At 38.2% G+C, this 21,046-nt stretch carries 15 protein-coding genes; 14 read left to right on the plus strand and 1 reads right to left on the minus strand.

Features of this window, described 5'->3' with window-relative positions:
• The first annotated feature begins 73 nt into the window (after window positions 1-73).
• The 9 genes from FTV17_RS01105 to FTV17_RS01145 all read left to right on the plus strand — a co-directional run bounded on the left by FTV17_RS01105 (window position 74) and on the right by FTV17_RS01145 (window position 14,585).
• Window positions 74-856 carry a tellurium resistance protein gene (locus FTV17_RS01105; RefSeq protein WP_179997810.1) on the plus strand — a complete coding sequence of 261 codons (783 nt, stop codon included), beginning with the start codon at window positions 74-76 and terminating at the stop codon, window positions 854-856.
• Window positions 857-864: 8 nt separating this feature from the next.
• Window positions 865-1,995, plus strand: coding sequence for a toxic anion resistance protein (locus FTV17_RS01110; RefSeq protein WP_179997811.1), 1,131 nt, complete (start codon window positions 865-867; stop codon window positions 1,993-1,995).
• A gap of 17 nt (window positions 1,996-2,012) precedes the next feature.
• Window positions 2,013-2,933, plus strand: coding sequence for a hypothetical protein (locus FTV17_RS01115; RefSeq protein ID WP_179997812.1), 921 nt, complete (start codon window positions 2,013-2,015; stop codon window positions 2,931-2,933).
• Window positions 2,934-3,104: 171 nt separating this feature from the next.
• On the plus strand, window positions 3,105-4,670 hold the full coding sequence (gene ahpF, locus FTV17_RS01120) for an alkyl hydroperoxide reductase subunit F (protein WP_179997813.1): 1,566 nt from the start codon (window positions 3,105-3,107) through the stop codon (window positions 4,668-4,670).
• A 259-nt stretch (window positions 4,671-4,929) separates the two neighbouring features.
• A complete protein-coding gene (locus FTV17_RS01125) occupies window positions 4,930-8,505 on the plus strand; it encodes a type VI secretion system Vgr family protein (RefSeq protein WP_179997814.1) in 3,576 nt (1,191 codons plus the stop codon).
• A 17-nt stretch (window positions 8,506-8,522) separates the two neighbouring features.
• Window positions 8,523-13,226: an RHS repeat-associated core domain-containing protein gene (locus FTV17_RS01130; protein ID WP_179997815.1), complete on the plus strand. Its 4,704-nt coding sequence runs from the start codon at window positions 8,523-8,525 to the stop codon at window positions 13,224-13,226.
• 18 nt (window positions 13,227-13,244) lie between these two features.
• Window positions 13,245-13,700, plus strand: a complete 456-nt coding sequence (locus tag FTV17_RS01135) for a hypothetical protein (RefSeq protein ID WP_179997816.1) — start codon at window positions 13,245-13,247, stop codon at window positions 13,698-13,700.
• Window positions 13,701-13,756: 56 nt separating this feature from the next.
• The gene (locus tag FTV17_RS01140; RefSeq protein WP_179997817.1) at window positions 13,757-14,167 is read left to right on the plus strand and encodes a transposase family protein; all 411 of its coding nucleotides are present in this window, start codon (window positions 13,757-13,759) and stop codon (window positions 14,165-14,167) included.
• Window positions 14,115-14,585, plus strand: coding sequence for a transposase family protein (locus FTV17_RS01145; protein WP_179997818.1), 471 nt, complete (start codon window positions 14,115-14,117; stop codon window positions 14,583-14,585). Before FTV17_RS01140 ends, FTV17_RS01145 begins: the two co-directional genes overlap by 53 nt.
• A 236-nt stretch (window positions 14,586-14,821) precedes the next feature.
• Here FTV17_RS01145 and FTV17_RS01150 read toward each other — a convergent pair whose 3' ends face one another.
• Window positions 14,822-15,601, minus strand: coding sequence for a ferredoxin--NADP reductase (locus FTV17_RS01150; protein ID WP_035267346.1), 780 nt, complete (start codon window positions 15,599-15,601; stop codon window positions 14,822-14,824).
• Window positions 15,602-15,706: 105 nt separating this feature from the next.
• On the opposite strand from FTV17_RS01150, the gene tsaA reads away from it, so the two are divergent.
• From tsaA to FTV17_RS01175, 5 genes are all read left to right on the plus strand, one after another.
• Window positions 15,707-16,426: a tRNA (N6-threonylcarbamoyladenosine(37)-N6)-methyltransferase TrmO gene (tsaA, locus tag FTV17_RS01155; protein ID WP_179997819.1), complete on the plus strand. Its 720-nt coding sequence runs from the start codon at window positions 15,707-15,709 to the stop codon at window positions 16,424-16,426.
• A gap of 128 nt (window positions 16,427-16,554) precedes the next feature.
• Complete coding sequence (locus tag FTV17_RS01160; RefSeq protein ID WP_179997820.1) at window positions 16,555-18,312, plus strand: GspE/PulE family protein; 1,758 nt, start codon at window positions 16,555-16,557, stop codon at window positions 18,310-18,312.
• 108 nt (window positions 18,313-18,420) lie between these two features.
• Complete coding sequence (locus tag FTV17_RS01165; RefSeq protein WP_373687176.1) at window positions 18,421-18,792, plus strand: NirD/YgiW/YdeI family stress tolerance protein; 372 nt, start codon at window positions 18,421-18,423, stop codon at window positions 18,790-18,792.
• Between the two features lie 146 nt (window positions 18,793-18,938).
• A complete protein-coding gene (locus tag FTV17_RS01170) occupies window positions 18,939-19,604 on the plus strand; it encodes a response regulator transcription factor (RefSeq protein ID WP_179997822.1) in 666 nt (221 codons plus the stop codon).
• 60 nt (window positions 19,605-19,664) lie between these two features.
• Window positions 19,665-20,948 (plus strand): HAMP domain-containing sensor histidine kinase, encoded by a 1,284-nt coding sequence (locus FTV17_RS01175; protein ID WP_179997952.1) that lies wholly within the window; start codon window positions 19,665-19,667, stop codon window positions 20,946-20,948.
• Window positions 20,949-21,046: the final 98 nt, after the last annotated feature.

Here is a 21,046-nt window from a genome sequence, read left to right on the forward strand (position 1 = left end):
CAAAAAATTAGTATATTTTGAACAGTTTATTGCTACATTTAAGGATTGCTGATCACTTTCTTAAATTACACCAATGTCATCTTTTAATGAGCTTATACCCTTAAATCAAATTGAAGTTAATCCTTCGGATTTGCTCTCAATTAAGAGGCATGATCTTGTTCCTTTATTGACTGATTCGTCTAAACTTAATTTATATGCTGAACATATTGTGCAGGCACAAAATGCTCTATTGGTAGGTATAGACCCCACTTTAAATAAAAAATTAAGCGAAACAATTTCAGATATTATTCAAAAATTGAATCAATCCAAAAAGAAATTAAAACAAAAAAAATTTAATGCTCTCCAAAAGTGGTTAGGTCTGGATTTGGAGTTCGATGCTGGTCAAATTTCTTATATTCGTTATTTAGACCGACTCATTCTAGATGCTGATCAGTTGTCCCAACGCATTCACATTGAAATTCAAAAGTCTAGTTCTCGATTTCAGCAAGCAATTGGTTTAAGAGAGCAAATGGCGCGCTACATTCAAGCAGCAAGACAATTTTTAACAGAATACCCAGATTTTTCTCATCAGCGCCATCCACTTGATAACTTTGAGGAGCGATTGGCTAAAAAAATACAAACATTAGAGTCGGTACAAGCAAACAATGATATTTCTCTCATGCAAATGCAATTGACTCAACAACTTTCATTAACTCTGACGGATCGTTTTCGCGAAGCGCAACAAGTATTAATCCCAGCTTGGCAATATCATCTTGAGCAAACTCAAATTAAAAATGGCGCAGTCGATATTGAAAAGTTAGATCAAAGTCGTGAACAATTGATTCGATCTCTAAAAAAATCATTAATTAAAGAATAAGGTGTGTTATGTCTGATTTACCAATTCAAAAGAAAAATGAATCGTTAAGCTTAATTTCTACGGATGAAAAGTTTTCCAAGTTAGATTTAAAAGAAATTGGGTTGACGACGTCAGACCTTGTAGCAGTCGAATCAGTTCACCAAGAACTAGCTGATATGAATCATGCAACGGTTGCTGAATATGGGAAAAATATCGCGACTAAAACAGCGACTTATACGGATGAACTGCTGGATTTAGTCCAAAATAAAGATTTGGATGCAACAGGTCAAAAGTTAAATGAAGTCGTTACAGTGGCTCAACAGCTCAATACAAACAGTATTTTAAGCCCTGCTAAAAGTTCAGGCTTCTTGGGCAGTATCTTAAATCGATTTAAAGGTGCGAAGCAGAGCTTTGATCAAAAGTTCAATTCCACTAAAGAACAAATAGATGCTTTAGTTAAAGAAATTGAAACCTCTCAACAAGGTTTAAAAGACCGTATAAATACATTGGATCGTATGTTTGATGGTGTGCAGGATGAATATAAACAATTAGGGGTTTATATTGCTGCAGGGAAAATTAAACAACAAGAAGTTCAAGAGCAAATAGCTGAATTGAGTACGCTAGAACAAGATGCGCAAACCAATCAAAAAATCTACGACTTAAATCACTTAGCAAACAATTTGGAAAAAAGAGTGAGTGATTTACAGGTATTGCAACAATCTGCGATGCAGACATTACCGATGATTCGAATTATTCAATCAAATAATTCAATGTTGGTTGATAAGTTTTATGCGATAAAAAATATCACGCTTCCTGCCTGGAAAAATCAAATTAGTTTAGCGATTTCATTACAGGAACAAAAAAATAGTGTCCAATTGGCCAATACTATTGATGATGCGACGAATGAGTTACTTAAACGAAATGCAGATTTATTGCACCAGAACTCAGTAGATACTGCTCGAGCAAATCAACGCTCAGTGATTGACATTGAAACACTTGAACATGTTCAAAATACCCTCATTAAAACAGTGAATGATGTTATTAGTATTCAGAAAGAAGGGATGCAAAAACGTGAAGAGGCATCAATTCGTATTAAGGCTTTGCAAGGAAATCTTCAACAACTTGTTTTGGATTCGAGTCAAAATCAGCCAAAACACTAATTTCTTGAGATTTAAATTTGAATAAAACCAATGAATATCTTGTGGCGCAGACTGAGATTCAGAAAAGATTGCCTGAATTGTACAGACGAAATCGCATACTTAATTTATGGGGATTTTTGAGTACCAGCGTACTCATTATTTCAGTTGTGTCGCTTTTTATTCATCAGGACATGATTTATGGTTTTATGGGCATGAGTGAAACTGTTCAGCAGCTTCATTTGCCACATAGTTTAGATGAAGTCGTAAACGTGTACCAACATCAGCCTGACTATTTTTTTAATTTAATATCTTGGTTAGGTTGGTTCATTCTAAAAGTATTTAGCTCAGTCATTGGTGCTTTTTTTATTGTTCATTTTTTAAAGAAAATACGTTTTTTCTATGTGCGCTTTCAATCATTTGTGCTTAAGTTTGTAGGTTGGTTAATTGCTGTCATCTTAATTTGGTCAAGTTTGACCTATGTTCAATATGACTTGAATGATGAAGCTTTAGAACAACAATATCAATTAAGTCATTATGATAAATCGATTCATGAAAGTCAGATTGCTGTCATCATGAGTGAACAACAGGTCAATCCAATTATTCAAGCCTACGTCCTTGCGCAAGTGGCTTTGATTCACAAACCTGAAGATACCAAGCTAGCAACTGTATATTTAGCTCGACTTGCGCAAGCTGAAAGAAATGAAAAACAGTTTGTCGAATATGGCTTTGATGCAGAGCAGTTATGGTCAATGCAGCAACAAGTGTATGGTCAATCTATTACTCCTTGGGCAAAAGCGATAGATCCTCGGGCAAATCAGGCACGACAAATCTCAGAAGTCGTCAAGATGATGTTCATGCTGCTCTCAGCTATCATGTTATTGGCAATGTTTATTTTCTTTGGATTAGCTCGTAGTTTTAAAAGCAGAATTCAAACGATCACTCAACGTTTGGAGATATAGTTAAAGTTTGTACTGTTACGATCATCATAAAAGAATCATTCATTTTTAAATGGATGATTTTTTAATTCAATTTTTCGATAGTCTTTATGTAAACTAACTGTTTTACCTATTTTTGTATTTCTTCTAATATAGCTTTATCAAACAAATATTACTCCTTTGGAGACGTTAGCAATGTTAGATCAAAATACTTCAGCTCAATTAAAAACACTACTTGAACGTTTGGAAGGCCCGATTGAATTAGTGGCAACTCTGGATGACTCTGACAAATCAGCCAAAATCAAAGAACTGGTTGAGGAAATCGCTCAACTTTCTGATTTAGTGACTGCCCGTTTTGATGGTCAAAATAAACGTGCGCCGAGCTTTGGTATTGCAAAAGCAGGTGAAGAACCGCGTGTCTTCTTTGCAGGTTTACCAATGGGTCATGAGTTCACTTCTTTGATTTTGGCATTGCTACAAACTTCTGGGTATGCACCAAAAGTATCTGATGAAGTATTGGCATCCATCAAAGCTTTAGAAATCAAATCTGACTTTGATGTATTTGTCTCTTTAAGCTGCCATAACTGTCCGGATGTGGTTCAAGCACTTAACTTGATCGCAATCTACAACCCTGGCACAACTGCAACCATGATTGATGGTGCATTCTTCCAAGACGAAGTTGAAGAACGCAAAATCATGGCAGTTCCAATGGTGTTCCAAGACAACGAACATATCGGTCAAGGTCGTATGACATTGGAAGAGATTGTTGCGAAGCTCGATACTAACTCTGCAGCGAAAGATGCTGAAAAGCTCAATGCCAAAGATGCATTTGATGTGCTTGTGATCGGTGGTGGCCCTGCAGGGAACACTTCTGCAATCTATGCCGCTCGTAAAGGTATCCGTACAGGAATCGTTGCTGAGCGCATGGGTGGTCAGGTCATGGACACGATGGACATTGAAAACTTTACATCAGTGCAAAAGACGCAAGGTCCTAAGTTTGCTGCTGAAATGGAAGCACATGTTCGTGAATATGGTGTCGACATCATGAACTTACAACGTGTGTCTGACATTAAAGGTGCGGATGAAACTGCCAACGGTTTAGTTGAAGTGACTTTAGAGAATGGTGCAAAACTTGAATCGAAAACAGTCATCCTGTCTACAGGTGCTCGTTGGAGAGAAATGAATGTACCAGGTGAACAAGAATACAAAACCCGTGGTGTTGCGTACTGCCCACACTGTGATGGTCCATTATTCAAAGGCAAACGTGTGGCTGTGATCGGTGGTGGTAACTCTGGTGTTGAAGCTGCGATTGATTTGGCTGGTATTGTTGAGCATGTCACTTTGGTTGAGTTTGATACTAAGCTGCGTGCTGACCAAGTATTACAAGACAAACTTAACAGCTTGCCAAATACCACTGTCATCAAAAATGCGTTGTCTACAGAAGTTGTGGGTGATGGCAAACAAGTGACTGCACTGAAATACAAAGATCGTGCGACGGATGAAGAACACACAGTCGAATTGGCGGGGATCTTCGTACAAATCGGTTTGTTACCCAACACGGATTTCTTAAAAGAAACCCAAATTGAATTAACCAACCGTGGTGAGATTGTGATTAACGATCGCAACGAAACCAATGTAAAAGGTGTATTTGCTGCGGGTGACTGTACAACAGTACCTTATAAACAAATCATCATTGCCACTGGTGAAGGTGCGAAAGCATCACTGGCAGCGTTTGATTACATCATTCGTTCTGGACAGTAGTTCAATCGTATTCTTTAAATAAGAAGTTCTTAGTTTTGTAGTTTACAGAGGTTGAAGATGCTAACACTTCAGCCTCTTTTTTTTGTAATCACTCAATTGACATATATTATTTATTAAATCAAATCTGTATTTTATTTGTAATTTTATTTCACAATAAATGGGTGTTTTGTGTAACAGGAGCTGTTTATCGTGTCTGTTTTTTGTTTAAATATTAAGGAATTCTTTAGCCTTATTAAATTATAAAAGACAGATAATAACCATGCTTGCCAACATCTTTTCGGCATTGGAACAGCTCGGCCTAACCGCCCAAAACAGAGCCCTCCACATCCAATTCAGTCATTCACAACTGAATAGCCAAGTCTTCCTACAACGCATCGATGGCAGCCATGTCCTTAACGAAGGCGTGCAAGCAGAACTCATCTGTCTCTCGACCAATGCCTTAATTCCACTCAAACAATTCATCGGCACACAAGTCGCTGTGGATCAAGTCACTGATCAAGGCACCCTGTTTAGAACCACAGGCATCATCACCGAAGCTTCACAAGGACAAAGCGATGGGGCACTGACCCTCTACAAACTCACGCTCAACGATGCAACCAGCCTGTGGCACAAACGCCGCAACAGCCGCGTATTTATGAACAAATCCGTGGTCGAAGTGGTGGAAATCCTCTTTGAAGAATGGCAAAACAAAAGCCCACTCTTTGCCTCGAGCCTCAGCCTAGACCACAGTGGATTGCAACAACAATACGACATCCGACCCTTCATCATGCAAAGCAACGAAAGCGACTACGACTTTCTGACTCGCTTACTACGCAGTGAAGGCATTAACTGGCTGATCGATGAAGCCCAACCGATTGTACCGAGCAACAACAGCCCGATTGAAGCACAAAAGCTCCGCCTGATTGACGACAACAGCCAATACCAAGCCCTTAATAGACGCAACATCCGCTACCATCGTAGTGATGCGACAGAACAATTTGATAGCATCACCAGCTTTATCGGACAACGCAGCCTACAACCCACCGCAGTCCACCTACAACGCTGGCAAGCCACAGCCCTTGAACAAGAAGAAGGCGCAGGCTCAGTCCAAAGCAAACACCAACACAGTGACCACCAAGACAATGCCAGCCTAGGCCTCGAACAAGCATGGCACATCAGCCCTGCATGGATCCAAGACCTCAAAGGCGAAGATCAAGCCACCGCATCAGGCAACAGCCAAGTTGAAAAACTCAACCAACACCTCAGCGACTACTACGCTGGACAAAGCAAACAATTCATCGCCAAAGCCAGCGTCAGAGACAGCCAGGTCGGCTACTGGTTCAAACTCGATGGACACCCAGAAATTGAACAACACAGCGGAGCTGACCAAGAATTCCTCATTGTAGGCAAACGCTACTACAACCAAAACAACCTACCCAAAGACTTAGATCAACAAGTCCAACAACTGCTACAACGCAGCCAATGGACGCCAAAACACAAGACAAACACCAACCAAGCAACCCACACGGACCAAGAACGCCAAGCCAGCGAACTCATCCTACAACGACGCAACATCAAAACCGTACCCGAATACAACCCACTACAACATCGACCTAGCACCCATCCGCAACGCGCCAAAGTGGTGGGGCCTGCAGGAGAAGAAATCCATGTCGATGAATGGGGACGCATCAAAGTACGCTTCCTATTTACCCGAGCAGAAGACCACCAATTTGATGGTGGTGCCGGCAGTAACAACAACGACACCGATTCAGCTTGGGTCGATGTACTGACCCCATGGGCAGGCGAAGGCTATGGTGCACGCTTCCTCCCTCGAATCAATGAAATCGTGGTCATCGACTTCTTTGACGGCAACATCGACCGTCCCTTTGTGGTGGGCCGCCTACATGAAGCCCAACGCAGCCCAACCCGATTTGACAGTCAAGGCCAACTGCCGGACACCAAAAAACTCGCAGGGATTAAAAGTAAAGAAGTCCAAGGCGAAGGCTATGGACAACTCCGCTTTGATGACACCACAGGACAAATCTCCACCCAACTGCAAAACACCCACGGGGCGAGCCAACTCAACCTAGGGAATCTCAGTCATCCCAAAGCAACTGCAGAAAGTGAAGGACGAGGCGAAGGTTTCGAACTTAGAACTGACCAATGGGGTGCAGTACGAGCGGGCGAAGGCATACTCATCTCCACCTACAAACAAGAACAAGCAAAAGCAAACCATCTCGATGCAAGCGAAGCCAAACAACAACTCGAAAGTAGCTTAAACAACGCCAAAGCCTTAAGTGAAGTGGCAAAAAATCAACAAACTGATCCACTGAGCTTACTCGAAAACCTACAGGGCTATCTCAAAAACTTAGAGAGCGAAGACCAAAGCAAAGCCGCGGCTTTTAAACAAGCGATCATGCTCTTGGCTTCACCAAGTTCAATTGCCGTAGAAAGTAACGAAGATATCCACCTCAGTGCAGATGGGCAGATCAACCAGATTGCACAAGGAAGCATCAACACCAGCACCCAAGACAGTATCATCGGACATGCCAGCAAAAAGATCAGTTTATTTGCCGCGCAAGAAGGAGTGCGACTGTATGCAGGCAAAGGGAAGATCGAGATTCAAGCCCAAGGAGATGGTGCTGATCTGATTGCAAGAAAGGGTGTGCAGATTATTTCGACGGAAGATCGAATTGAAATTAAAGCGGCAAAAAAAATAGTGTTGATCGGTGGCGGCTCACAGATTGAAATTAGCAGTTCGGGAGTTTTACCGACCACAGCTGGTAAGTTTGAAGTCAAGGCTGGACAACATTTATTTAAGCCGGGAGCGAGTGTAAGTACTTCAGCTCAATTGCCAACAATGCAACCGTTAAAAGGCGCATTGAATCTTTTAAGAAGTTATGGTGGAAGTGAATTCTTTAAAGGAGCTGGATATAAAGTTATTGACTCTCTTGGTAAGACAATAACAGGGAAATTAGATGCGAATGGTTTTGCTCAAGTAACAGGAATTGCTCCTGGTGGTGCACAAGTCATTTTTGATAAAGATGAGCGAAGTCCTTGGGCATTATCAAGTCATTTTTCGCGAAGTTATGATTGGGCAGATGCAGTAATTCCTGGTGCATCTAATTTTATGAACTCGAGCTTAAATCAGCTGGGTCAGAATTTAATGGCTCAAGTTAAAAATAATTTGACTCAACTTGATAGTATGAATTTAAAGGATATAGGCAAGAATGCTTTAAAAGGTCTAGCAGACCAAACTGTTGGCCAACTCAAAAATCAAGTGGCAAGTTCTACCTTAGGTGGAATTTCAGAAAAATTAAATTTAGGTTTAAGTCCTGATCAATTGAAGACTATAAGCCAAATGGCAGTAAATCCTTCTCAATCACTAGATATGATTCGTACGCAAGGCGTTGATTTTATAACTCAGCAGGCCACATCGAAGTTGATTCCGAATTTTATGAATTCAACTGGGTTTATGCCAAATACAAATTTTGATACAGCATTGGATCAGGAAAATATTACGAATCAATCTGAAAAGGTCATTGTAACTGATGACTACATTGCACAGAAATATTATCAATCTGGCGGATTAACGTATACCGAAACAACAAGAATCAGTACGAAATCGAATCCAGCTCCATTGTTAACAAATCAAAAGACTGTTGAGGTTAATAAGCCTATACAAGTGAATAAAGTAGATGTGAGTACAAAGAATGCAACATCAGCAGATGATCAGTTTATTTCACAAAAATATTATCAATCTGGCGGCATTAAATATACGGAAACAACTCGATTAAAAACGAGTAATGATCGTCCTGATTTAGAACAATATAACGCGAAAAACTTAAAAGATTAAAAATATATAGGTTAGTCATGGCAACTGAAAACGAACAAGTTTCTAATAATGCACAATCGAGTGTTGAACTTGCTGTATTTAATTTAGACAGTGTGAGTAGTGTAGCTGACTTACAAGTTATTGCTAATCAAATTGAAAATTTCCTTGTGGTCTGTGGCCAAACATCATTACTTAAAGTCAAAGCAAATGCCCATATAACTACTGTAGCTAATATATATGCTTTAAGTGGAAGTGTGCTTGATTTATTGTTGTATACAATGTCTCCTCAAACAGAAGTGCTTTCAATACAACGAAATGCTTTGCTTGGTGCGAATTTAATTGGATTGTTTGCAGAGCCTAAACATGAAGCACATGCAAGGATGGGTTTACGTCCCATTTTAGGATTAATGGCTGAATGTCTATATCCTGAAAATGGTAAAATTAAGTCAACTGACATTCGACGTATGGAATTACATCTTAATGCAAGAATGGCAGGGAATTTAGAGACCTATCTAAAAGAGACACAAACTAAATTAGCGGACTTATTAACGAATGCAAATGCCTTGGCTGTTCAGATTCTAAAATCTCTTCAATCATCTTCATTATCGTCTGTTGCAACGGAAACAACATCGAGCGCATCAGCTGAAAAAAGAGATCCAAATTTACAATTTCTAAATTGGGCAATACCATTAATAGATTTACTCAGTGTTGAGCCTCAAGCAGATTTAACACCTAAAATTGAAGCAACTCCAAGTCATTTTGAAACTTTACTTGTAGAGGCGATTACTTCGATTAGTAACGATTTGCAGAATCAGACAAACCCAAGCTTGCAATACAGTCTTAGTTGGCTCATTCAACAAACACTTAAGGCTATTCAAGATAATCAAAATAGGGGAAATGCCAGTGTTCCGATTAATCAAACTGGTGAATTTGAGCGTCAAACTGATGGCGATATCCTTGAATTTGTCAGTTTGCAAGCAGATGCATTAATGGATCCTCCATGTTTGAATCCAGCTGAACCAACAACAAGTGCTGAAACCAATACTGCTCATAGTATTAGCTATTCTATAGGTGCTGAACGAGTTTCCCATGTAGACTTCAGCCTACCTAAGCTGGGATTAGTATTCAATCGACTTTATAACTCCCAAATGGCGGAATTCGATAACGGTGCTTTGGGTGCTCGTTGGTTAATGCCTTTTTCTAATTTGATTGTTCCAAATGAAAAGGGGTATTTGTTTATTGATGCGAAAGGCAGAAAACAACAATTGCCATCGATCATTATGAGTGAATCCTATGAAGTTCCATTCCAAGGTATTGCAACACATCTAAATGAACAGGGTGAATTAGTCCTAAATTTTGGAACAGAATGGGATTATCAATTTAGTACATTCGATCAAGGTCAAAGTTATCAGCTTACGCAAGAGAGAAATTCATCAACTCAAGAACAAGTCGATCTTCGTTATATCTTGCTAAATGGCAAAGCTTATTTACAAACCGTCCATTTTAATTTTAAGAAGACTCAGCAAATTTTGAAATTTGCGTACAATGATCAAGCAAAAATTATTGCTATATTTGTGGATGATCAAGAACAACCACTTGCTCGTTATGGGTACGATCATGACGGAAATTTAGTAGAAGCATATGATGAGAATGGTCACGCTCGTCAGTATTCATACAATGCGTATCATCAATTAACACGTTATACCGATCGATCAGGTCGTGGTCAAAATATTCGTTATGATTCGAATGAACCAAATGCAAAAGCCATTGAAGAATGGGCGGATGATGGAAGCTTTAAAACAACTTTAAAATGGCATCCTCGTCTGCGCCAAGTCGCTGTGTATGATGCTTACAACGTACCGACTTATTACTACTTTGATTTAGATGGTTTTACTTATCGTATTCGATTAGCAGATGGTCGTGAAAAATGGTATTCACGTGATCAACAAAAACGTATCACTCGAGAGATTGATTACAGTGGTCGTGAAACTCAACAGCAATACAATGAAGAAGGTCAGCTGAGTAAAATCATTCAACCAAATGGCGGAGTGATTCGATTTGCTTATGATGAACATAAAAATCTAACTGAAATAAAAGATCCTGAAGGTCATATTTGGAAACGCGAATACAATGCAGATGGCTTGATGACCAAAGAAATCAATCCATTGGGTCACACAACACAATATAATTACAATGCCGAAGGTCAATTGATTGAAATTACTGATGCCAAAGGTGGTGTTAAGAAAATCCAATACAACGACCTTGGACAAATGATCTCCTATATCGATTGTTCGGATAAAGAAAGTGCTTGGCAATATGATGAGGAAGGGCTACTTAAGCAACAACAAGCCGCAGATCAAACAGGTGTGCAATACATCTATAGTGATCAAGGTATAGACAAAGGCCAACTCAAAACGATCATTTACCCAGATGAACAAAAAGAACACTTTGAACATGACCAAGAAGGACGCCTTCTCAAACACATTGATACCAAAGGACTGGTGACTCAATATCACTACAATGCAGTGGGGCTATTAGAAAAACGCCTTGATGCCAACAAACACCAAATTGCTTATCAATGGGATAAACAAGGGCGTATACAGAAACTTATCAACCAAAACCATGCAGAATATGTATTCGAATACAACAGTTATGGTTATCTCACACGAGAACAAACCTTTGATGGCGAAGAAAAGCACTATAGTTACGATGAGCTTGGTCGACTTAGCCACATTCAACAACCGAATATCATCACACAATTTGGCTACTATGAAGACGGACAAATTGCGTCAAAAATCTACATTCACCGCGAAAGTAAACAACAACAAACAGAAGAGTTTACTTACAATCTGAATAGGCAGTTAATTCAAGCAAAGAACCAACAGAGCCAAAATGACTTCTACCATAATGCGATAGGACAATTGGTTAGAGAACACCAACACTACCAAGTGCCAAATCTGAAACCAATGACTGCAGTACTACGCTATGAATACGATGAACTCGGCAATCTCATCAAAACTGTTCGTCCGGATGGTCAGGAAATTAGCCACTTAACTTATGGATCAGGACATATCTACGGTATTGCCCTAAATAAAAAAGACATGGTTGGTTTTAAACGTGATGACCTACACCGAGAAACAGAACGTTACCTTGCCAATGGTTTAATCCAAAGCAACCAATATAATGACGTTGGATTGCTGATTGCACAGCATATACACGTAGAACAAGAAACAGCCAATAGAACACAACATCAGGCACAACGCCAATACACTTATGATGCCAACTACTTGTTGACTCAAGTTCAAGACAGTCAAAAAGGCATACTTAGTTATCAATACGATGCGATTGGTCGCTTAATACAAGCGCAAAGCTCAAAGCAAACTGAACGTTACCATTTTGACCCAGCGGGCAACTTAATAGACCCAATTGCAACGCAAAGTGCAGAAATCAAAAATAATTTAGTAAAACATTACCAAGGTAAGCACTATAAATATGATGCCCAAGGTAATGTAATTAAAACCCAACAGGTGGGGCATGAACTAAAACTGAAGTGGGATAATTTAAATCGCTTAATCGAAAGCGACCACAACGGGCAAATCACTGAATATGGCTACGATGTATTTGGACGACGCCTTTATAAAGCCAATAAATCAAATAACAGCCTGACCTTATTTGGCTGGGATGGTGATTTAATGATTTGGGAATCAAAAACTAGTTCAAATCCAACAGATATAAACAATACAGATCAGAGCTATACCAAACACTATATCTATGAGCCGAATAGCTTTGTACCGCTCTTACAAGCAGGATATCAAAGTTTTATTAAATTGATAGAAACACCGAATTACGAAAGATTTAAAACGGAACCGTATTCCATCCATAAAGATCCAGTATGGAGAACAGATACAAGAAAGAATAGAGCAGAGTTAGAACGGATTGCGTTTTACCACTGTGACCAAGTAGGAACACCTCAAGCCTTAAGTAATGAACAAGGTGAATGTATCTGGGAGTTAACCCTGAATACATGGGGACAAACACAACAGATCAAAACAAAGAACCAAGAGAATCCATTAGAAAAAAGTGATATCCGTTTCCAAGGGCAATATTACGATGAGGAAACAGGATTACATTACAACCGTTACAGATATTATGAACCATTTAGTGCACGGTATATAAGTAAAGATCCGATTGGTCTATTAGGTGGTTTAAATAACTCAGCTTATGTAAGTGATCCGAATCAATGGGTCGATCCAATGGGGTTGCAAGTTGGAATAGGATTTAGTAGTAAAAATAATACAATGATTATTACAGATGTTGATACGAAAGAATCAATGAGGATAGGTGCTTTCACTGGTGGTCATATTAGTCAAGAGGGAGTATTTAACGCTAATGGAAATAATTTCGAAAAACCAATACCACCAGGATCATATTATATAACGGAATATCCTAATCCAGACAGACCCAATAATAATCATTGGTACGGGTTATTAAAAATTGATGAAAAAATAGATGATGAGACTATAGACCAATATGGTAATAAACGATTCGGTTTTCGCCTTCATCCGGGTACTGTTAGTCATGGTTGTGTAACAATCAGTAGTTTTGATCAACAAGGGAGAGAGAGTTGGGGTAAATTAAAGGAAATGCTTGACAAAACATCGACTTCAACGATTGAGTATGAGGATAAATGGTACAGAAAGAATAGACAGCTTAAACTTTATGGAATATTACATGTTAAATAAATTAGAATGGAATATGTTATGATTTTAAAAAAAATTTCTTACATTTTTTTTGTATTAATTTTGGCTATATTGATATTATATTTAGCTTTATTATATAAATTTAAATCGATTGATTCGAGGTTTCAATTAGAGTCATCTAAAGTTTTAATTTCTTTTTTCCTTAAAGATTTTTATTTATTTGGTGGGTTAGAAAAGCAGTCATTAGAAATTGAAAGAAAAAATCAAAAAGACCAAGATGATTTTTACTATTCAATAATAATATTGGGCTCAAAAAATTTAGAGTATAATGGTGGTGGTTTGTTGCTTTTAAATGAATTATTATCAAAGAGGGATAATACAAATTTAATTCTAAAAATAAAAAAATTTAAAATGAGTAAGGGTTATGAAAGTCTTAATAAAAAAGATAAGGATTCAATAAATTATTGGGAAAATATATTATTAGAAAATAATAGCTCTATTAGATCTCTTTCATAAATCAAAAAAAGATCTATCCCTTGCTGACTATTTGTACCGAATAATTTTAAATATTCATGCATAATTTGCGAACGAAATACATCGACTCAAAGAAGCACTCTGAAACACAGTTTAAGCGATATACAGGCATCTCATGGTCAACCTTTGATTTAATGGCTGAACAGCTAAAAATGCTTGTACCTGCTAAAGGTAGACCATCTAAGTTAAGTGTAGAAGATCAAATCCTTCTGTGCTTAAGTTATTGGCGTGAATATCGAACATTGTTTCATGTCGCAACGAGTTATGGTGTGTCAGAGCCTACTGCTTCAAGAATCGTCCGCCACGTAGAGGATTGCCTGATCAAGTCCAATCTATTTAATTTACCCAAGAGTTTGCCTGAAGGCGAAGGTATCGACTGGAATGTGGTGATCGTAGATGCCACAGAAATTCCAATACAAAGACCTAAAAAAACAGAAGAAAAGCTATAGTGGTAAGAAGAAGGCACATACTTTCAAAGTACAAGCCATCATCCATTATAGAACACAGCAAGTTCTAAGTTTATGCACGAGTCGTGGTGCAGTACATGATTTCGAGCTCTTCAAACGTAACCTGAATCAAATTCCTAAAGGGTCTTTTATCCTTGCAGATAAAAGCTATCAAGGGATTTATACGGTGTATCCAAATAGTCTATTGCCATTAAAAGCAAAAAAGCACTGTAAACTAGAACCTGAGTTAAAAGTTTACAATCAAGAAATCAATAAAAGAAGAATTGGGATTGAGCATGTATTTGGGACTACGAAAACCTTCAAAATCCTTGCTGAGCGATATCGCAACCGTGGCAAAAGATTGGGATTGAGATTCAGTTTAATCGCAGGGATTTATAATTTAGAACTGAGTAAAAAATGATTTATGAAAGAACCCTATTGTTTACTAGTATTAAAGTTAATACATTAGAAACTAAGTGTTAGTGATTACTGTGAATGTTGAATATCTGAAATGACGATATTGCTTCTAGTTCAGCATTGCTGAATAAAGTTACTACTGAGTTAAATCAAGATAAAATCGATTTAAATAATAGGGTAAATATAACACTCAATAAAAAAACCGAGCAAAAAAGCTCGGTTTTTTTATTGTACGTAATTTTATTTTTCAACAAAAGCACGTTCAATCACATAATCACCAAGAACACCCATACGTGGAGATTCTTTTAGGCCATGTTGATCAAGAAGTGCAGCTACATCGTCGAGGAATGCAGGAGAACCACATAACATTGCACGGTCAGTTTCAGGATTAAAACGAGGTAAGCCGATTTTCTCGAAAAGAGCACCAGTTTCAATCGCAGTTGTAACACGACCTTGAGTATGGAAGTCTTCACGTGTAACTGTTGGGTAATAAATTAACTTTTCTTTCGCACCAAGTTCCCCAAAGAACTCATGGTTTGGAATTTCATTTTGAATAAGGTCTTGATACGCCAGTTCTGAGATATAGCGTGTACCGTGTACAACGATGATTTTCTCAAAACGCTCATAAGTTTCTGGATCACGGATAGTCGAAAGGAAAGGAGCTAAACCAGTACCTGATGATAAAAGATACAAGTTTTTACCAGGATTTAAATCATCAAGAACAAGTGTACCAGTCGGTTTTTTAGAAACTAAAATTTCATCACCAACTTTTACTTTTTGTAGGATTGATGTCAAAGGACCATCTGGAACTTTAATAGAGAAAAACTCAAGTTCTTCTTCATAGTTCGCGCTAGCAATCGAATATGCACGCATTAAAGGCTTGCCATTGACTTCTAAACCAATCATCACAAATTGACCATTTTTAAAACGCAATGCTGTATCGCGAGTCGTTTTAAAACTGAATAATGTGTCATTCCAGTGGTGTACGTGAGTAATCTTTTCGACGTTAAAAGCAGCCATTAAAGGTCTCAATAAATTATCAAATTAGAACAGCTTGCTATTCTAAACTAAAACCATTCTCGATAAACTGAATATATTTAATTGAACTTATCAAAAAAAGTGATTATGAATGAGCTGACTTTACCTGTGATTGGTATAATGAGATCTCCCTACAAAGAAAAGTTTGGTATTCCACGTCAGCCAAATTTAGTAAATGTTGAAAGTTATATTGAACTATTGGCGCCATATAATGATGAACTGGCTTTTGAAGGTATACATGATTTCAGTCACTTATGGCTGATTTGGCAGTTTCACGATAATAAAAATCAGGATAATCAAAAATTTAAGCCTCAAGTTAGACCACCACGTTTAGGTGGAAATAAAAAAGTGGGAGTCTTTGCGACAAGAAGCATGTACCGTCCAGCACCTATCGGCATGTCAGTCGTACAATTCAAAAAACTTTTTAAAGAAGGTGATTCTTTGAGGCTGTATGTGTCAGGCAGCGATCTATTAGATGGAACACCCGTTATCGATATCAAACCATATATTCTATATTCTGATGCCGTGGTTGAGGCGACGAGCGGTTATGCACAGGATAAGCCAATTCAAAAAAATGTTGTTTGGTCAAAAACTGCTGAAATTCAGCGAAATCAACTGTTGGATCAACAATGTGTCGCTGAAAGTTTAATCAAGGAATTAGAACAGGTTTTGTCATTTGATCCAAGACCATCTTATCAAAATGATCCTGAGCGAATTTATGGGCTAAGTTTCGGCCTCTTAAATGTCAAATTTAAAGTGGATACTGAGGTTGAGATCGTTGCACTGGAACTTTGTGCAAACGAATAAACTGTTGGACTGATGTATTTAAAGCTGAATTTGATCTAATGAATTTAATTGTAAATTCTGAATAGGCTAAAGGCTAATGTTGAATAAAGAATTTGCTATAGTTGTGCTCAAGGAATGGGGCAATTTGAATGAATTTTAATTTTGAAATTGATACAACATGGTGTTTAGAACAACTACTAAAAGATGGTCGTATTTTAGAGCGAGATAAGTTGCTCATACAAACCCGACACCGCCAAAAAGATCAATTTAAATGGCATCCATTGCAGTGGATTGCTCATTTTGAATTGGTAGATCAAGTTCAACCTCAACATAAGTTAACACTGCAACGTTTATGCGAGTGGTTAGCATTAAAAACACAACTCCAATATTATGTGATCGACCCGCTTAAAGCAGATGTTGCAGCACTGACTCAGGTCATGTCACAAGAATATGCATTCAAAAATAAAATTCTTGCTGTGGAAGTGCATCCTGATCAGATCTTAATTGGTACAGATCAACCATTCTTGGATGATTGGGTCAAGAATTTAGAAAAGAGCTTAAGTCCTAAAAAAATTGTTAAGGTTTTATTGAATCCAGAGCAGTTACAACGTTACTTGATTGAATATTATCAAGTGAGCCGAGCAGTAAACTCCTCTCAATATTCAGGAGCTTACGACCGACAGAGCCGAGGTGTTGAATCCCTTTTACAATTGGGTGATAGTCAAAATCCTGATGCCAACGATCAGCACATCGTAAAATTAGTCGACTGGTTGCTTCAATTTGCCTTTGAACAGGGTGCGAGTGATATTCATCTTGAGCCTCGTTCGGAGAAAGGACGCGTTAGATTCCGTATCGATGGTGTGCTGCACACGATTTATAACATGCCTAGCAATACACTCACGGCAGTAATTTCTCGTATTAAAATTCTGGGTCGTATGAACGTTGCAGAAAAACGACGTCCTCAGGATGGGCGATTAAAAACGCGTACACCTAAGGGTCAAGAAACTGAACTACGTTTATCAACTCTGCCTACTGCAGCAGGCGAAAAAATGGTAATGCGAATTTTTGATCCTGAAGTATTAGTGAGGAGTTTCCAACAACTGGGTTTTGAAGGAAAACTGCTAGAACAATGGAATGCCATTACCAAAAATAGTCACGGTATCATTTTAGTGACAGGTCCAACTGGTTCAGGTAAAACAACAACCTTGTATTCATCAATGAAACAACTTGCGACTGAGCAATTAAATGTTTGTACGATTGAAGATCCTATCGAGATGATAGAGCCGAGCTTCAATCAGATGCAGGTAAACCCTGCCATTGATCTTCATTTCGCCGATGGTGTACGTGCCCTCATGCGCCAAGATCCAGACATTATTATGGTAGGGGAAATCCGAGACCAAGATACAGCGAATATGGCGATTCAAGCTGCATTAACAGGTCATCTCGTACTTTCAACACTTCATACAAATGATGCACCTTCAAGCTTGACTCGTTTACATGATCTAGGGGTGCAGCCATTTTTAACAGCGGCAACAATCTTAGGGGTTTTAGCGCAAAGGCTAGTCAGAAAATTATGTTCTCATTGTAAAGAAAAACGGGAAATTAATGCTCAAGAATGGGAGCATCTGACCTATGGCTATTTAGTGAAGATGCCTGCTCAAGTGTATCATGCCAAAGGCTGTGAACATTGTCGTCACACAGGGTATAAGGGGCGGGTGGGTATATATGAGTTTATGCCTGTGTCTCTAGAAACAAAACAAAAAATCAGTGCTAATCTTAATTTAGATGAATTACGTGCTCACGCAAAAAAAGAAGGTGTAGAGCCGTTGCGTATTGCGGGTGCTCGAAAAGTCCTTGAAGGGGTAACGACATTAGAAGAGGTGCTAAGAGTCGTACCACTAAGTTAATTGTCAACGATTAATAAATATTCATATTTCTTAAGATTCGCTTCAGCTTTGTTTGTTTTAATAGCTTCATCGAAACAAACATCACTTGAAAAGGTATAGAAAATGAAAATGTTAAATCAAGCTTTAATCGCGACAGCTTTAGTCGGTGCAACTACATTTGCAATGGCTAATACGGCAGTGAACCAAAGTGCTGTTAATCATGCAGCAATTGCACCGCAAGCAATAACGACTGTTAAAAGTGCGTTAACTGCCAAAGATGATACCCCAGTGAAATTAAAAGGCTATATTGTTAAGGCAACTGGTGATGAAAAATATCAATTCCGCGATAGCACGGGTGTGATCACTGTGGATATTGATGATGAACTCTGGCAAGGTAAACCAATCTCCGCAAAAACACCTGTGGTATTAATTGGTGAGGTGGATATTGATTATAAGCCTGCTAAGCGTGTAGAAATTGATGTAGATCAAGTTCAATTTTAATGAGCTATCTACTAAATTGAGTATTTGATTTATGGCTTTCAAGTACTCAAACCAAAAAAACCACATTCTCCAGAAATGTGGTTTTTTTATGCATCTTTTTTTGAAAAACTTTATAGTGAATGAATTGTGGCTTAGTGAAGAGAGACATGCGTATATTATTAGCAGAAGATGATGTGTCACAAGCTGAAAGTATCAAAGCTTGGTTAGAAATGGATGGATATAGTGTCGATTGGGTCGAGCGTGGAGATCATGCGATATTAGCAATTGAGCAGCATCAATATGATTGTTTATTACTCGATCGTGGATTGCCGAAAGCAACTGGTGATGAAATTCTGACACATTTAAGAAAACATCAACACAATACACCAGTAATTTTTATTACAGCTCAAGACAGTATCCAAGATCGTGTCGGAGGACTTGATTTGGGGGCTAATGATTATCTAGTTAAGCCATTCAGTTTAGATGAGCTCTCGGCGAGAGTTAGAGCACAATTACGTACTCAGCACAAAGGCACGTCTCAAATCCTAATGTTTGGATCCGTGAGTTTGGACCCCCAAGCCAAGGTTGTTAAATTAAATTCAGAAATTGTCAATCTCACAGCGAAAGAGTACCAAATTTTATATAAGTTAATGCAACATCCTGAACGTGTTGTGACACGTGAGCAACTAGAAGAGTCCTTATATGCTTGGGGTGATGAAATTGAAAGTAATGCAGTTGAAGTTTTTATTTATCAGATTCGGAAAAAAATAGGCTCAACCATGATTAAAACGATTCGTGGATTAGGTTATAGAATGAATTTAGATCAGGCTTAAGGTAGAACAGCGTTGCATCAGCACCCTATTTCTTTACAAAATCGTCTTGTTAAGTCTTCAATGCTCAGTTCGATGTTGGCGGGCGTTGTCGCATTAATTCTTTTATTGGTGATCTCGCTTTACCAGAACATGCAGACCCATGACAATATGATGGATGAAATCGCCGATTTAATTCTGGTCAGTGATATTTCAAGTCATGTGGGAAATGAGTTAGATGATTTAAGTGAACAATTTGATATCAAATATGAGTTAAAGCTCGATGAACTTATTTTGATTGAATCGCAAGACCTTGCTTTCAATCAAATTGGTTCCAAGGTGTTTTTTCAGAATGATCACTTTGGCTTTGTTTGGCTAGAAGGGCGATTATTTCGTTATTACAGTGAGCAAAGTGATCAGCAAATTCTAACTATGCTTCAACCCATGTCAGCGCGTGTTGATCAGTTATTCAAAAGTTTGCTGGGCTACGGTGGTGTTCTCATTATTTTATGGGGCGTTCAATGGTTTATTCTACACTTTATTATACGACGTCAGTTTCGATCTATTCACCAACTTTCAAAATTAATATCGCAAAAGACTGTTAAGGATTTATCACCGATTACACCTTCAAAACCAGAACTAAAAGAACTGCAACCTATTGTGAGTCAAATAAACCAAATGATGGAGCGTTTAGATCGGGCAATTACTGCGGAACAACGTTTTACAGCTGATGCATCCCATGAATTAAGGTCGCCACTTTCCGCGATTCAAATGCGGTTACAACTTTTAAAACGAAAATACCAGTCTGATCATGAGGATTTGTCACAAGACTTAGAGCAGATTCTAAAAGATGTGAGTAGGGGCTCAAATATTTTAGAAAATTTACTCTTGTTGGCCAGACTTGATCCGTCTTCAACGCAAGATGTACCGATACAGTCCATAGATTTAGACCGTTTGACGAAAGAGGTTTTACATTCAGTACAACCTTTGAGCCAAGAAAAAAATATTCAGTTTAAAACTGAGTTAGGAAACCATGCGATTAAGGCAAATCCTGAGTTAATGTTTAGCTGCATTCGAAATTTAGTCGATAATGCAATCCGCTATACGCCACAGAATGGAATCGTTGATATTTTAATCAAACAAAATAATAATGAAATTCTATTTGTGATTGAAAATGAAGGTCACGGCATTGAGCAAACAGTGATTGATCGGCTGGGAGAAAGATTTTATCGTCAGTTAGGCACACGTACAACGGGCTCAGGATTAGGATTATCAATTTGCCGTAAAATTGTCGAATTGCATCAAGCCGAGATTGTATTTAAGAAATCAGAGTTAGGTGGGTTAAAAGTTGAAATAAAATTTCATTAAAATTAATTATCAATAAATTTGAAGAAATAAAATTAAAGAAGCAGTATGTGCTGATTCATACTGCTTAGTTCCACGATTATTATTATCAAATTTTAGAA

The sequence above is a fragment of the Acinetobacter sp. YH12239 genome, assembly GCF_013417635.1.
In the GTDB taxonomy this organism is placed as follows: Bacteria; Pseudomonadota; Gammaproteobacteria; order Pseudomonadales; family Moraxellaceae; genus Acinetobacter.